This window comes from Microlunatus sp. YIM B11417, from assembly GCF_059617205.1.
In genome coordinates, this window is record NZ_JCAMPJ010000003.1 from 61,453 (window position 1) to 74,129 (window position 12,677).

At 70.5% G+C, this 12,677-nt stretch carries 12 protein-coding genes; 10 read left to right on the forward strand and 2 right to left on the reverse strand.

Annotated elements, in window-relative coordinates; genetic code table 11:
* The first annotated feature begins 7 nt into the window (after positions 1 to 7).
* From AC6CCG_RS15455 to AC6CCG_RS15465, 3 genes are read left to right on the forward strand one after another with little or no spacing between them, the layout of a single operon-like run.
* Positions 8 to 916 (forward strand): carbohydrate ABC transporter permease, encoded by a 909-nt coding sequence (locus AC6CCG_RS15455; RefSeq protein WP_496655463.1) that lies wholly within the window; start codon positions 8 to 10, stop codon positions 914 to 916.
* A complete protein-coding gene (locus AC6CCG_RS15460; protein WP_496655464.1) occupies positions 913 to 1,743 on the forward strand; it encodes a DUF6807 domain-containing protein in 831 nt (276 codons plus the stop codon). The genes AC6CCG_RS15455 and AC6CCG_RS15460 overlap by 4 nt, the downstream gene beginning before the upstream one ends.
* Complete coding sequence (locus AC6CCG_RS15465; RefSeq protein WP_496655465.1) at positions 1,740 to 3,224, forward strand: glycoside hydrolase family 43 protein; 1,485 nt, start codon at positions 1,740 to 1,742, stop codon at positions 3,222 to 3,224. The genes AC6CCG_RS15460 and AC6CCG_RS15465 overlap by 4 nt, the downstream gene beginning before the upstream one ends.
* A gap of 19 nt (positions 3,225 to 3,243) precedes the next feature.
* Here the strand turns inward: AC6CCG_RS15465 and AC6CCG_RS15470 are convergent, their stop codons facing one another.
* Together AC6CCG_RS15470 and AC6CCG_RS15475 are read right to left on the reverse strand one after the other, a co-directional pair.
* The gene (locus AC6CCG_RS15470) at positions 3,244 to 3,687 is read right to left on the reverse strand and encodes a hypothetical protein (RefSeq protein WP_496655466.1); all 444 of its coding nucleotides are present in this window, start codon (positions 3,685 to 3,687) and stop codon (positions 3,244 to 3,246) included.
* 25 nt (positions 3,688 to 3,712) lie between these two features.
* Entirely contained in the window at positions 3,713 to 4,402 is a 690-nt protein-coding gene (locus AC6CCG_RS15475; RefSeq protein WP_496655467.1) for a hypothetical protein, read from the reverse strand.
* Positions 4,403 to 4,618: 216 nt separating this feature from the next.
* Here AC6CCG_RS15475 and AC6CCG_RS15480 point away from each other — a divergent pair, with 216 nt between their 5' ends.
* The 7 genes from AC6CCG_RS15480 (at position 4,619) to AC6CCG_RS15510 (ending at position 12,676) form a co-directional block, all read left to right on the forward strand.
* Entirely contained in the window at positions 4,619 to 5,188 is a 570-nt protein-coding gene (locus AC6CCG_RS15480) for a TetR/AcrR family transcriptional regulator (RefSeq protein WP_496655468.1), read from the forward strand.
* Positions 5,189 to 5,291: 103 nt separating this feature from the next.
* Complete coding sequence (locus AC6CCG_RS15485; RefSeq protein ID WP_496655469.1) at positions 5,292 to 6,242, forward strand: zinc-binding dehydrogenase; 951 nt, start codon at positions 5,292 to 5,294, stop codon at positions 6,240 to 6,242.
* Positions 6,243 to 6,450: 208 nt separating this feature from the next.
* Positions 6,451 to 8,049, forward strand: a complete 1,599-nt coding sequence (locus tag AC6CCG_RS15490) for an amidase family protein (RefSeq protein ID WP_496655470.1) — start codon at positions 6,451 to 6,453, stop codon at positions 8,047 to 8,049.
* Positions 8,050 to 8,107: 58 nt separating this feature from the next.
* Positions 8,108 to 9,148, forward strand: a complete 1,041-nt coding sequence (locus tag AC6CCG_RS15495; protein WP_496655471.1) for an ABC transporter ATP-binding protein — start codon at positions 8,108 to 8,110, stop codon at positions 9,146 to 9,148.
* Complete coding sequence (locus AC6CCG_RS15500) at positions 9,145 to 10,761, forward strand: ABC transporter substrate-binding protein (protein WP_496655472.1); 1,617 nt, start codon at positions 9,145 to 9,147, stop codon at positions 10,759 to 10,761. The genes AC6CCG_RS15495 and AC6CCG_RS15500 overlap by 4 nt, the downstream gene beginning before the upstream one ends.
* Before the next feature lie 2 nt (positions 10,762 to 10,763).
* Entirely contained in the window at positions 10,764 to 11,708 is a 945-nt protein-coding gene (locus tag AC6CCG_RS15505; protein ID WP_496655473.1) for an ABC transporter permease, read from the forward strand.
* On the forward strand, positions 11,705 to 12,676 hold the full coding sequence (locus AC6CCG_RS15510) for an ABC transporter permease (RefSeq protein ID WP_496655474.1): 972 nt from the start codon (positions 11,705 to 11,707) through the stop codon (positions 12,674 to 12,676). Before AC6CCG_RS15505 ends, AC6CCG_RS15510 begins: the two co-directional genes overlap by 4 nt.
* Position 12,677 lies beyond the last annotated feature (1 nt).

The window sequence follows — 12,677 nt, forward strand, 5'->3', positions numbered from 1 at the left end:
GCGAGCCATGTCCGCGATCATGATCAAGGAGCGGCGCTCCCGGGCCAAGCGCCCGGAGACCGACCTGGCCCACGTGGAACGGCTGGGCAGCACCCGGTCCAGCCGGTTCTTCCGGCATGTGGTGCTCTGCGCCATCGGGGCGGTGATGATGTACCCGCTGCTCTGGATGCTGTCCAGCTCGTTCAAGCCGGACACCGAGATCTTCACCAACCTCGGCCTGCTGTCCACCCAGTGGCGGTTCGACAACTACCTGGCCGGCTGGACAGCGCTGGAGTACCCGTTCGATCTCTACCTGGTGAACTCGCTGATCATCGCCGTGCTCACCATCGTCGGCAATCTGCTCTCCTGCGCGATGGCCGCGTACGCATTCTCCCGGCTCGAGTTCCCGGGCCGGCGGCTGTTCTTCGCCCTGATGCTGGGCACCCTGATGCTGCCCGGGCACGTGCTGCTGATCCCGCAGTACATCCTGTTCTCTTCTCTGGGCTGGCTGAACACGTACCTGCCGCTGGTGGTGCCGAACTTCCTGGCCAGCAACGCGTTCTTCATCTTCCTCATGGTGCAGTTCATGCGGGCGCTGCCGCGCGAGCTGGACGACGCGGCGCGGCTGGACGGCTGCGGCTCGTTCCGGACCTTCTGGCGGATCATCGTGCCGCTCTGCACGCCCGCGTTCGCGACGACGGCGATCTTCACCTTCATCTCGACCTGGAACGAGTTCTTCTCGCCGCTGCTCTACCTGACCGATGCCGAGCTGTACACGGTGCCGCTGGCGCTGCGGCAGTTCATCGATTCGGAGGGGCAGAGCTCGTGGGGCCAGATGTTCGCGATGTCGGTGGTCTCGCTGGCGCCGATCATCGGCTTCTTCATCGCCGGCCAGAAGTACCTGGTCAAGGGCATCGCGACGACGGGACTGAAGTGACCGATTCCTTGATCATCGACGGCGTGCCGGTCGCCGACTACCGGACCGGCGAGGACCTGCCGGCGGACCTGGCGCCGCGGCCCCACCTCCATCCGGTACGGACGCGCGCCGGACTCGCCCTGACCGCCGAGCGACCGGCCGATCATCGGCACCACCTGGGCGTCTCGCTGGCCCTGTCCGACGTGAACGGCGACAACTACTGGGGCGGCCGGTCCTTCCGCGGCGGGCCGGAATCGCTCCCGCTGGACAACCACGGCCGGCAGCTGCGCCGCACGGTCCGGCGCACCGAGACCTCGATCGAGGAGCGGCTGGACTGGCAGGACCGGACCGGTGAGGTGGTGATCACCGAGCAGCGGACGATCACCGCCCGGCTGTTGGACGAGGGGTCCTGGGCGCTGGACTGGACGAGCGAGCTGCGGGCCGAGCGGCCGCTGCGGATCGCGTCGTCGGCGGTCAACGGCCGGCCGGGCGCCGGCTACGGCGGCATCTTCTGGCGGTTCCCGGCCGACGGCCGGACCGAGGTGACCAGCCCGCTGGGTGACGGTGCGGAGGCGATCCACGAGCGCCGGGCGACCTGGATCGCCGTCCGGCACGAGGGGCCGGACGGCCGGACCGGGACCGTCGTGCTGACCGAACCGGGCAGTCGGGATCCCTGGTTCGTCAGGGATTCCGGCTACGTCGGCTGCTGCCCGGCGCCGGCCTCGACGGCCGCGGTGGAACTCGCTGCCGGGGAGGTGCTGGTGTGCCGGCTCGGCGCGGTGGTGCTGGACGGCTGGCACACCGACCCGGAGCTGCTCACCGGCCGGCTGGTCCGGGCGGGTTCATGATCACGTACCGGAACCCGATCCTGGACGCGGACTGGCCGGACCCGGATGTGATCCGGGTCGGCGACACGTTCTATCTGGTCGCGTCGAGCTTCAACCGGGCGCCCGGCCTGCCGCTGCTGGCCTCGACCGACCTGATCAACTGGCAGCCGATCGGGCACGCTCTGCCGGCGGTGCCGCCGCATGATCACTACCGGCTGCCGCGGCACGGCGGGGGCGTCTGGGCGCCGGCGCTGCGGTATCACCACGGACGGTTCTGGATCTGCTACCCCGATCCCGATCACGGCATCTTCATGATCACCGCGGAGCGCGCGGAGGGCCCCTGGTCGGAGCCGCACCTGCTCCATCCCGGCCGCGGGCTGATCGACCCGTGCCCGTTCTGGGACGAGGACGGGAAGGCGTACCTGGTGCACGGCTGGGCGGCCAGCCGGGCCGGGATCAACAACCGGCTCTCGCTCTGCCCGATCAGCCCGGACGGCACGAGAGTGCTCGGCCCGAGCCGTACCGTCGTCGACGGTGATCAACTGGACGGCTATCGGACTGTGGAGGGGCCGAAGCTCTACCGCCGCGACGGCTGGTATCTGATCTTCGCGCCGGCCGGCGGGGTCACCGACGGCTGGCAGTCGGTGTTCCGGTCCCGCTCGCTCTGGGGACCGTACGAGGACCGGATCGTGCTCGCCCAGGGCGGTACCGACATCAACGGGCCGCACCAGGGCGCCTGGGTGGACACGCCGGCGGGGGAGGACTGGTTCGTCCACTTCTCCGACCGCGGGCCGTACGGACGGGTGGTGCATCTGCAGCCGCTGCGCTGGCGCTCGGACGGCTGGCCGGAGCTGGGCCGGCGCGGCGAGCCGGTCCGCGAGCATCCGGTGCCGGCCGGCCTGAGCCCGGGCCGGGACGGGCTGACCCGGTCCGACGCCTTCACCGGCAGTCGGCTCGGGCCACTCTGGCACTGGCAGGGCAACCCGGTCGGCGGCTGGGCCGATCTGCGCGGTGACGGCCTGCTCCGGCTGCCCGCGTACGGCGACGATCCCGGCAACCTGCGTGACCTGCCGCGGGTGCTCGGCCAGACCCTGTCGGGCGGGCCCGGCTCGGCCAGCGTGCGGCTGAGCCTGGCCGGCGCCGTCGGCACCCGGGCCGGCCTGGTCGTGCTCGGCGAGAGGTACGCGTGGATCGGGCTGGAGCTGACCGAGGACGGTCCACGGCTGGTCTGCCGGACCGGTGGTGCGAGCCCGCTCGAGGAGCAGCTCGCCGAGCCGGAGGCGGTCCCGGCGACGGTGGAGTTGCGGGTGGACTGGGACGCCGAAGCCCGGTGCCGGTACGGCTTCCGTACCGACGGGTCCTGGTCCTGGCTCGACGCGAGCTTCGAGGCCGTCCCGGGTCGCTGGATCGGTGCCGAGGTCGGCCTGTTCGCCACCGCACCGCTCGGCACCGAGCCGAGCGGCACGGCCGCCTTCGCCGCCTTCAGCCACCACGTTCCTTGAGCCTGTCGAAGGGCGAGGCTCAGGATCCGGCGGTCTGGCGGACCCGGTTGGCCACGAAGGCGATCACCGCGGCGACCGTGCCGACGCCGAGCCCGATCGCCAGGGCGATCGCCCAGGTGGACGCGTGCGCCGCCAGGTCGTTCGACAGCTGGTGGCCCAGCGAGGTGCCGGCCCACCAGAGCGCCTCGTGGACGGCGATCAGGGACAGCCCGTACAGGGCGCCGGCCAGCAGATGATCACGGATCGGGGTCGCGGTGCGCCGCAGGACGGCGACCGCGAACCAGACCGCGAACGGGGTCAGGGCCAGCACGAAGTAGACCCAGGAGCTTTCCGGCGCCACGATCCCGAGGTCGGCCAGGATCGTCCGCGGCAGGCCCAGCAGGACCAGGCCGAGCAGCAGCCAGGCGGGCCAGCTGGTGCCCAGAAGCCCTTGCGGGAAACGGGTCTGGACGGTCGTGGACATGATCGACTCCTGTTCTGGGAGTGGTTCAGGCGGGCGGGAAGGAACGCAGCCGGCGGGCCAGGCTGATCGCGGCGACCAGGCACCAGACCATGCCGAGCACCCGGCCGGCGAGGATCAGGATCGACGCGTTGTAGATCGCCAGCGAGGCGAGCGAGCCGACCGCGATCACGGCGAGCACGATCGCGAAGATCCGGACCGGCTTCGACATCCCCGGGATCCTGGACGCCGCGAGGGCGAACAGGCCGAGCAGCGCGACATGCGCGGTGCCACCGGCGATGAAGTTCGCGGTACGGAGTGCGACCACCGCGTCCGGACTGAGGCCGGCGACGAGCCCGCCCAGCACCAGGGCCAGCACGCTGGAGACCACGATGCCGGCGACCGCGGCCGTACCGGCGGCGATGGACCAGCGCCGGGCCGGTCCGTCGGCCGATCGGGTGATCGCCGCCACCGAGGCCACGAAGACGGCGAGGAAGGCGACCGAGACGAGCATCAGCACGGCCTGGGCCGCGCTCGCCATGGTGTTCTCGATCAGCCACGCCTTGGTCTCCTCGCCGCTCACGTTCGGCTGCGGCGCGGTGCTGGTCGCGAACGAGGAACTGATCGGCCCGGAGATGAAGTAGACCAGCGCGAAACCGGCCGCGCCGACCAGGGCCGGTACCGCCCGGCCCACGCCGACGCCGACGCCGCCGGCGCTGCTGGTGACCGTGTTCGACATGATGGATGCTCCTTGTGGATCTCGTTGTTTGCTTGGGATTCAGCCTGGTCTGCGCAGGCCTCGTTGTCGTCCGTCAGGGAACGGGTTCGGGGCTGCGCCGTGCCGCGCACCACGGGTACGCCGTCGTACGTAGCTGCGGTGGGGGACGACCGTGACATTCGTCCTAGTGACGGTAAGGTACTTCAAACGTAGTGGTTCATTGCCGGAGGAGATGTCATGGTCAGCAACCCGGAACGCCGGATCGCCCTGCTCGATGCCGCGATCGAGGCGCTCGCCGACGAGGGGGCCCGAGGCCTCACCTTCCGCATGGTCGACGGCCTGGCCGCCGTACCGATCGGCACCACCTCGAACTACTTCACCAGCCGGGACGACCTGCTGACCCAGGTGGCGGCCCACCTCTACGTACGGTTCGCACCGGACCCGGACGAGCTCGACCGAGCCGCCTCGGCGTCCACCCTGGACGAGTTGATCATGGTCATGCAGGGCGTGGTGGCCCGGCTGATCGAGCGCCGGTCGGTCTACCTGGCCATGCTGGAGCTCAGGCTGGAGGCCACCCGCCGGCCGGCCCTGCGCGAGATGTTCACCGAACGGGTCCGACAGGATCTTGCCGCCAATGTCGCCGGTCATGCGGCCTCCGGGATGCCCGGCGACCGGAGCACCGTGATCGTGCTCTATGTGGCGCTGGCCGGCTTGATCATCGAGCAGCTCACGCTGCCCGGCGTGCTCGCCGACGAGGGGTCCACCGACGAGCTCGTGGCCCTGGTCGTCCGGTCCGTCGCCGGCTGAGCCGGTGATGTTCATCGTGATTCCGCCTCGCCTGGCTTGAGCTCAACCTCACTTCAACTCCTAGCGTGGACAGCCTCAGCGATTCGCGACAGTGAGGAATGTCATGCGTGCAGCAGTGGTGACCGAGTTCGGCGGGCCCGAGGTGCTCCGGACGGAGGAGGTGCCGGAGCCGACCGCCGGCCCGGGCGAGTTGATCATCGAGGTCGAGGCGGCCGAGGTGTTGTTCCTGGACACGCAACTGCGCAGCGGGTGGGGGCAGGAGTACTTCGCGGTGAAGCCGCCGTTCGTTCCGGGCGCCGGAGTGGCCGGTGTGGTGCATTCGGCTGGTGCCGGGGTCGAGTCCGGGCTGGTCGGCCGGCGGGTGATCGCCGGGACCGGAGGGGTCGGGACCTACCGCGGCGGCGGGTACGCCGAGCGGGTGGCCGTCCCGGAGACCGAGGTGTTCCCGATCCCGGGCGATCTGGACGCGGCCGTCGCCCTGGCGGCGCTGCACGACGGGTCGACCGCGCTGGCCCAGCTGGACCGGGCCGAGATCGGTTCCGGTGACCGGGTGTTGATCACCGCGGCGGCCGGCAGCCTCGGTCACTGGCTGGTGCCGCTGGCGGCGGCCGTCGGCGCCACGGTGGTCGGCGCCGCGCGGGGTCACGCGAAGCTGGCCCGGGTCGGCGAGCTCGGCGCGGCGGAGGCGGTCGACTACTCCGAGGCAGGCTGGGCCGACCGGGTCGGATCGGTGGACGTCGTCTTCGACGGCGTGGGCGGTGATCTCGGGCGAGCCGCGTACAAGATCATCAAGCCCGGCGGCCGGTTCCTCGGCTACGGTGCGGCGAGCGGTGACTTCGCCGGGCCGGCGGACCGCTCCGACGTCACCGTGCTCGGCCTCTACCAGCCCGATCCGGACGACTGGCGGGCACTGCCGGCGCGGGCCCTGAAGCACCTCGAGGCGAAGTTGATCAACCCCACCCTCGGCGCCTCCTTCCCGCTCGCCGACGCGACCGCGGCCCACGCCGCCGTCGAGGCGCGGACCACCGTGGGCAAGACCGTGCTGCGCCCCTGAGCCGGCCCTTGGAATGTGCCCTGAGCATGTCGAAGGGCCGAGCCGGACCTGCCCTGCCCTTCGACAGGCTCAGGGAACGTCGTGGCGTTGGGGTGGCGGAGCGTCTCCCGGCGTTCGGCGCCGTGCCTGGTCAGCACCGTGTTGGTGATCATGACGGGTCGCTTAACACGGTGCTAACCGGAGCGGGTTGGTGGCGTAACTCCAGTGGGTGACCTTCGAGTCAGCGATCACCCACCAGGAGGAGGACGGGATGTTCCGAGTTCCCGGCGTCACCGACATCCAAGCCACAGCGGGGGAGCTGGGGGTTGAGCTCACCCCGGCAGAGGCCGCGATCTTCGCCGAGCAACTGGCCGCCCAGCTCGCCGACTTCGACGGCTTCGTGCAGAGCCGCGAGGGTCGGCCCACGCCGCCGCGTCACCCGGGGCCGCGGGAGCCCGGGTATCGGCCGGGTCCCGACGAGGACAGCCACAACGCCTGGACCTGGAAGTGCCGGATCGACGGTTCCGGCGAAGGGCTGCTGGCCGGCCGGACGGTGAGCTTCAAGGATCACATCGCGGTCGCCGGGATCCCGCTCAGCTTTGGGGCGTACGCCCTCGAAGGACACCTGCCCGACTTCGACGCGACCGTGGTGCAGCGGGTCCTGGAGGCCGGCGGTGTGATCACCGGCAAGAACGTGATGAACGGCCTGGCCGGCGGCTTCGGGTTCGGCGGCGGAGTGGGCGACTACGGCCGGCCGCTCAACCCGCACGACCAAGATCATCTCAGCGGCGGGTCGTCGTCCGGCTCGGCGGTCGCGCTGGCCCTGGGCGAGGTCGACATCTCGTTCGGCGGCGACCAGGGCGGCTCGATCCGGATCCCGGCGTCCTGGTCCGGCACGGTCGGGCTGAAGCCGACCTTCGGGCTGGTCTCCCATTTCGGCATCGGCTTCGGCTCCGATCAGAGCATCGACTACACCGGGCCGATGACCCGGACGGTCGCCGACTGTGCGCTGGCGCTGCAGGCGACCGCCGGGTATGACGGCCTGGATCCCCGCCAGGGCAAGGAGGTTCCGGACTTCTACGACGCCACCAGCCGGCTCGACGAGGGGGTCGAGGGACTGCGGATCGGCATCCTCACGGAGGGTTTCGCCGACGCGACCGACGCTGTCAAGGACTCGGTGCACCAGGCGCTCGACCAGTTGGCCGAGCTCGGCGCCAAGATCACCGAGATCTCGGTACCCCAGCACACGACGATCGGCCTGGCCCAGCAGGCGATGTCGGCCGAGGGGGCACTGGCGGTCCGTGGCTCGGGCTTCTACGGCGCGTTCACCCGGACCTACTACCCGGAGTCGACGATCGTCGCGATCACCCGGCTCTGGCAAGATCATCAGGACCTGCTGGACCCGCGGGCCCTGCTCACCCTGCTGGCCGGAACCTACGTCCGGCAGCAGCACGGCGGCCGGGTCTACGCCCGGGCCCAGAACAGCCGGCGCGCCTTCATCGACGCCTACGACGCGACGTTCGCCGAGGTCGATCTGCTGGCGATGCCGACCACGCCGACCCAGGCGCCGCGCTATCAGCCGATCCCGGACCGGCTGGAGGCCTTGCGCGCCGCCCTGACCGGTTCGGTCGCCTTCAACGCCGTCGCGAACACCCGGCCGTTCAACTTCACCGGGCACCCGGCGCTGGCCGTACCGACGGCGAAACGGGACGGGCTGCCGGTCAGCCTGCAACTGGTCGGGCCGATGTTCTCCGACGACCTGCTGCTGCGTGCCGCACAGGCCTACACCCAGTCGGTGTCCTTCGCCGACCATCTCGCGCTGGCTTGATCAACACCTGCGCCGCTGTTCCACACCATTTCTGAGTCCGATTGGGGAGGGCCCGGTCATGTCTGTCACCACTCGAATCCGCGAGGTTGCACCGCCGGTCACGGCGGCACCCGCGCCGGCGCCGATGGCGCTCACGGTTCATGATCTTGTCACCGAGTTCCGGACCAGGTCCGGCCCCTTGCGTGCCGTCGACGGCGTCTCCTTCGCGGTGCCCCGGGGCGGCGTGCTGGCGGTGATCGGCGAGTCCGGCAGCGGCAAGAGCGCCATGCTCCGGTCGATCATCGGGATCAACCCTCCGTCGGCCCGGATCGAGGGGCGGGTCCAGCTCGGCGACCGGGATCTGCTCGCGATGTCGCCGCGGGAACGGCGGCGGACCCGCGGCCGCGAGATCTCGATGGTGTTCCAGGATCCGCTGACCGCACTCGACCCGGTCTACACCGTGGAACGCCAGCTGACCGAGACGATCCGCAAGCAGGACCCGGGGATCGGCCGCGGCGGAGCCGCCGCTCGGGCGCTGGAACTGCTGGAGCTGGTCCAGATCCCTTCCGCCGCCGCCCGGCTGAAGGCCTACCCGTCCGAGCTGAGCGGCGGCATGCGGCAGCGGGTGGTGATCGCGATGGCGATCGCCGGCCGACCCTCGGTGATCTTGGCCGACGAGCCGACCACCGCCCTCGACGTCACGGTGCAGGCACGGATCATGCGGCTGTTCCGGGAGGTGCAGCAGGAGGTCGACTCGGGACTGGTGATCGTCACTCATGATCTTGGCGTTGCGGCCGAACTGGCCGACGACGTCGCGGTGATGTATGCGGGCCGGCTGGTCGAGTACGGGACCGCGGCCGAGGTGCTGACCCGGCCTGCGCATCCGTACACGGAAGGGCTGATCGAGGCGAACGTCCGGCCCGGCCAGGACCGCCGCCCGAACGCCATCCCGGGTGCCCCGCCCAGCCTGCGGCGGTTGCCGCCGGGCTGCGCCTTCGCGCCGCGCTGCCGCTACGCGGTGGCCGACTGCTGGGCCGGCCTGCCGACGCCCGCGACGGTTGCCGGTGATCACTGGAGCCGCTGCCTGCTGGTGCCGGCGGCGGAACGGGAGCCGTCATGATCAACCGGCGGGAGCTGCTGGCCGCGACCGCCGCCCTGGCGCCGGTCGGCCTGGTCGCCGCCGGTTGTGCCGGCTCGGCCGAGGGCACGCCAGGCTCCGGCCAGGTGCTCCGGATCGCGATGTCGGCCGGCAACATCCCGTTCCCGTCGACGCCGCCGAACGAGGGCTACGAGGGGTACCGGTTCGTCGGCAACAACCTCTACGACGCGCTGACCCGGCTCGACCTTGATCAGGACGAGACGCTGCCGACGCCACGGCCCAGCCTGGGCAGGTCCTGGACGGTGTCGAAGGACCTGCGGACCTGGACCTTCGAGCTCCGCAAGGGAGTCCGGTTCCACGACGGTACGGCCTTCGACGCCGACGCGGTGATCTTCCAGCTGGACCGGCTGGCGAACCCGGACTTCGAGTTCTTCTACCAGACCTCGGCGGCCGGCCAGGCGGCCCAGCTCCGGTACATCAAGAGCTACGCGAAGCTCGACGATCACAAGGTCCGGTTCGTCACCACCCAGCCGTACGCCTGGCTGCACTGGGATCTGCTGCACATCAAGTTCCCCAGCCCGGCGGTGATCCGCGAGCACGGCAACGAGAACTACAACGCGCACGCGGTCGGCACCGGGCCCTTCCTGATGACCCGGTACGTCGACGGCGAGGTGATGGAGCTGAGCCGCAACCCGGACTACTGGGACGGTCCGCCGAAGCTGGACAAGATCGTGCTCTACCCGCAGCCGGAGGCGGCGTCCCGGCTGTCCATGCTGATGTCCGGCGAGGTGGACTGGGCCGAGGTGCCGTCGCCGGACGCCCTTGATCAACTCGAGTCCGACGGCTACGTGATCCACCTGGGCAAGTACCCGCACGGGATCATGCCGCGGTTCAACCTGTTCCGGCCGCCGTTCGCCGGCAACCTCAAGCTGCGCCAGGCGCTCAACTACGCGCTGGACCGGGAGGGCACCGCGGCCTTGATCAACAACGTCGGCTACCCGGCCACCCAGTACGTCTACCAGGGGCATCCGGCCTATGCGCAGGGCAACCCCGGCTACCACTACGACGTCGACCGGGCCAAGCAGTTGCTGGCCGAGGCGGGCTATGGGCCGGGGGAGTTGACGATCACGTTCGGCTACACCACCGGCGGCTCCGGGAACATGTACCCGGACGTCATGATGCAGAAGCTGCAGGCCGACTTCGCCGCGATCGGCGTCGGGGTGAACCTGCAGCCGATGGAGTGGAACACGCTGATCTCGGTCGGCCTGGACGGGCTCAACTCGGAGACCTGGAACGACATCGACATCCTCTGGGCGTCGCCCGCGGCCGGGATGACGCCGACCGGCTACAACACGTCGTTCTTCTGCGAGCGGCCGGGCGGCAAGCCGAACGCGGCCGGGACCTGCGACCCGGCGATCGACAAGGCGCTCAGCCTGGCCCCGCAACAGGCCGAACCGAACGCCCAGGACGCCTATCTGCAACAGATGATGGACGTCGCGGTCGACCAGGCCTACTTCCTGTTCTGGATGCACGACCTCAACCTGCGGGTGATGTCGCCCAAGGTGCAGGGCTACGTCCAGGCCCAGTCCTGGTGGGTCGACTTCACCACCATCTCGCTCGGAACGGGGGACTGATCATGCTCCGTGTCGCTGTCCGTCGCGCCGCCCTCGCCGTGCCGATCCTGTTCGGCGTCTCGGTGATCGTCTTCCTCCTGATGACCGTCCTGCCCGGCTCGCCCGAGGCCGGCCTGGTCCCGGAGGACGCCACCGAGGAACAGCGCCAGGCGATCCGTGATCAACTCGGGCTGAACGACCCGCTGCCGCTGCGTTACCTGGAATGGTTGCTGGCCGCCCTGCAGGGCGACCTCGGCTACTCCACCCAGCGGCGCCGCGAGGTCGCCGACCTGCTGCTCCAGGCCTGGGGCAACACCGCCGTACTGGCCCTGGTCTCGGCCGTCTTCGGGATCGCGCTGGGGCTGCTGCTCGGCTACCTGGCCGGCACCCGGCGGGGCAGGATCATCGACCGGGTGGTCTCGGTGTTCAGCCTGTCCGGGCTGAGCATCCCGTCCTTCTTCCTGGCGATCGTTCTGCTCGGTGTCTTCGCCGGGGGCTTGAGGCTGCTGCCCTCCGGCGGCGCCAACTTCCACGACGGCCCGATCGTCGCCGTGCGCAGTCTGGTGCTGCCGGTGCTGGCCGGTTCCTTGATCACGATGGCGATCACCGCCCGGGTGACCCGGGCCGGCATCGTCGACGTACTCGGCGCCGACTTCGTGGAAACCCTGCGCGCCAAGGGCCTGAGCGAGTTCGAGGTCCGCCGGCACGTGCTCCGGAACGCGATCTCGCCGGTGCTCACCACGTCCGGCGTCCAGATCGGGGCGCTGCTCGGCGGCTCCGTGCTGGTCGAGACGATCTTCCGCTGGCCGGGGATGGGGCTGCTCGTGTTCAACGCGATCTCGGCCCGGGACCTGCTGGTCGTGCAGGGCGCGACGCTGATCATCGCCGTCACGTTCGTGATCATCAACCTGGTCGTCGACCTGCTGCAGGCGGCGATCGACCCGCGGGTGAGGGGAGCGGTGTCATGACCGAATCAGCCGCCGTACCGGTGCCGACCCTGCTGCCGCCGGCGTTCGGCCGCGACAGCACCGAGGAGCAGCGCGGCCAGGCCCGGCAACGGGCGGAGGAGTGGAACGCGGTCGCGTCCACCGTGGTGGCCCAGTCGTTCTGGCGGGAGACCGGGCGCCGCTTCCTGACCAATCGGACCGGCGTCGTCGCGACCGCGATCCTGATCTTGCTCGTCCTCGGCGCGATCTTCGCCCCGCTGCTGACCCCGTACGACCCGCTGGTCGGTCGGCCGGTGGAACGGCTGCAGAACCTCGGCGCGCCCGGCCACCCGCTGGGCACCGACGAACAGGGCCGGGACCTGCTGGCCCGGGTCCTCTACGGCGGCCGGCTGTCGCTGCTGGCCGGCTTCGCACCGACCGTCGCCGCAGCCCTGGTCGGCACGACCATCGGCGTCACCGCCGGCATGGTGCGCGGAATCGTCGGCACCGTGCTGATGCGGATCATGGACATGCTGTACGCGTTCCCGGCGATCCTGCTGGCGATCGCGGTCGGCGCGTCGCTCGGCCCTGGCCTGACCAACACGATCATCGCGGTGAGCATCGTCTTCGTACCGCCGGTGGCCCGGGTCGCCGAGTCGGCCACCCGCCGGGTGATCACCCGCGAGTTCGTCGAAGCGGCCCGGTTGAGTGGCGCCGGCCCGGTGACGATCGCCCGGACCCAGATCCTGCCCAACGTGCTCAACGACATCATCGTGTACGCCTCCGGACTGGTCGGCGTGGCCATGATCATCGCCGCCAGCCTCAGCTTCCTCGGTCTCGGCTCCGCGCCGCCCGCGCCGGAGTGGGGCTACATGCTGAACAGCCTGCGCGGCGCGATCACCCGGACCCCGCTGGTGACGATGGTGCCCGGCTTCTTCATCTTCGTCACCTCGGTCGCGTTCAACCTGGCCAGCGACGCGCTGCGCGAGGCCATGGACTCAAGGCTCTGAA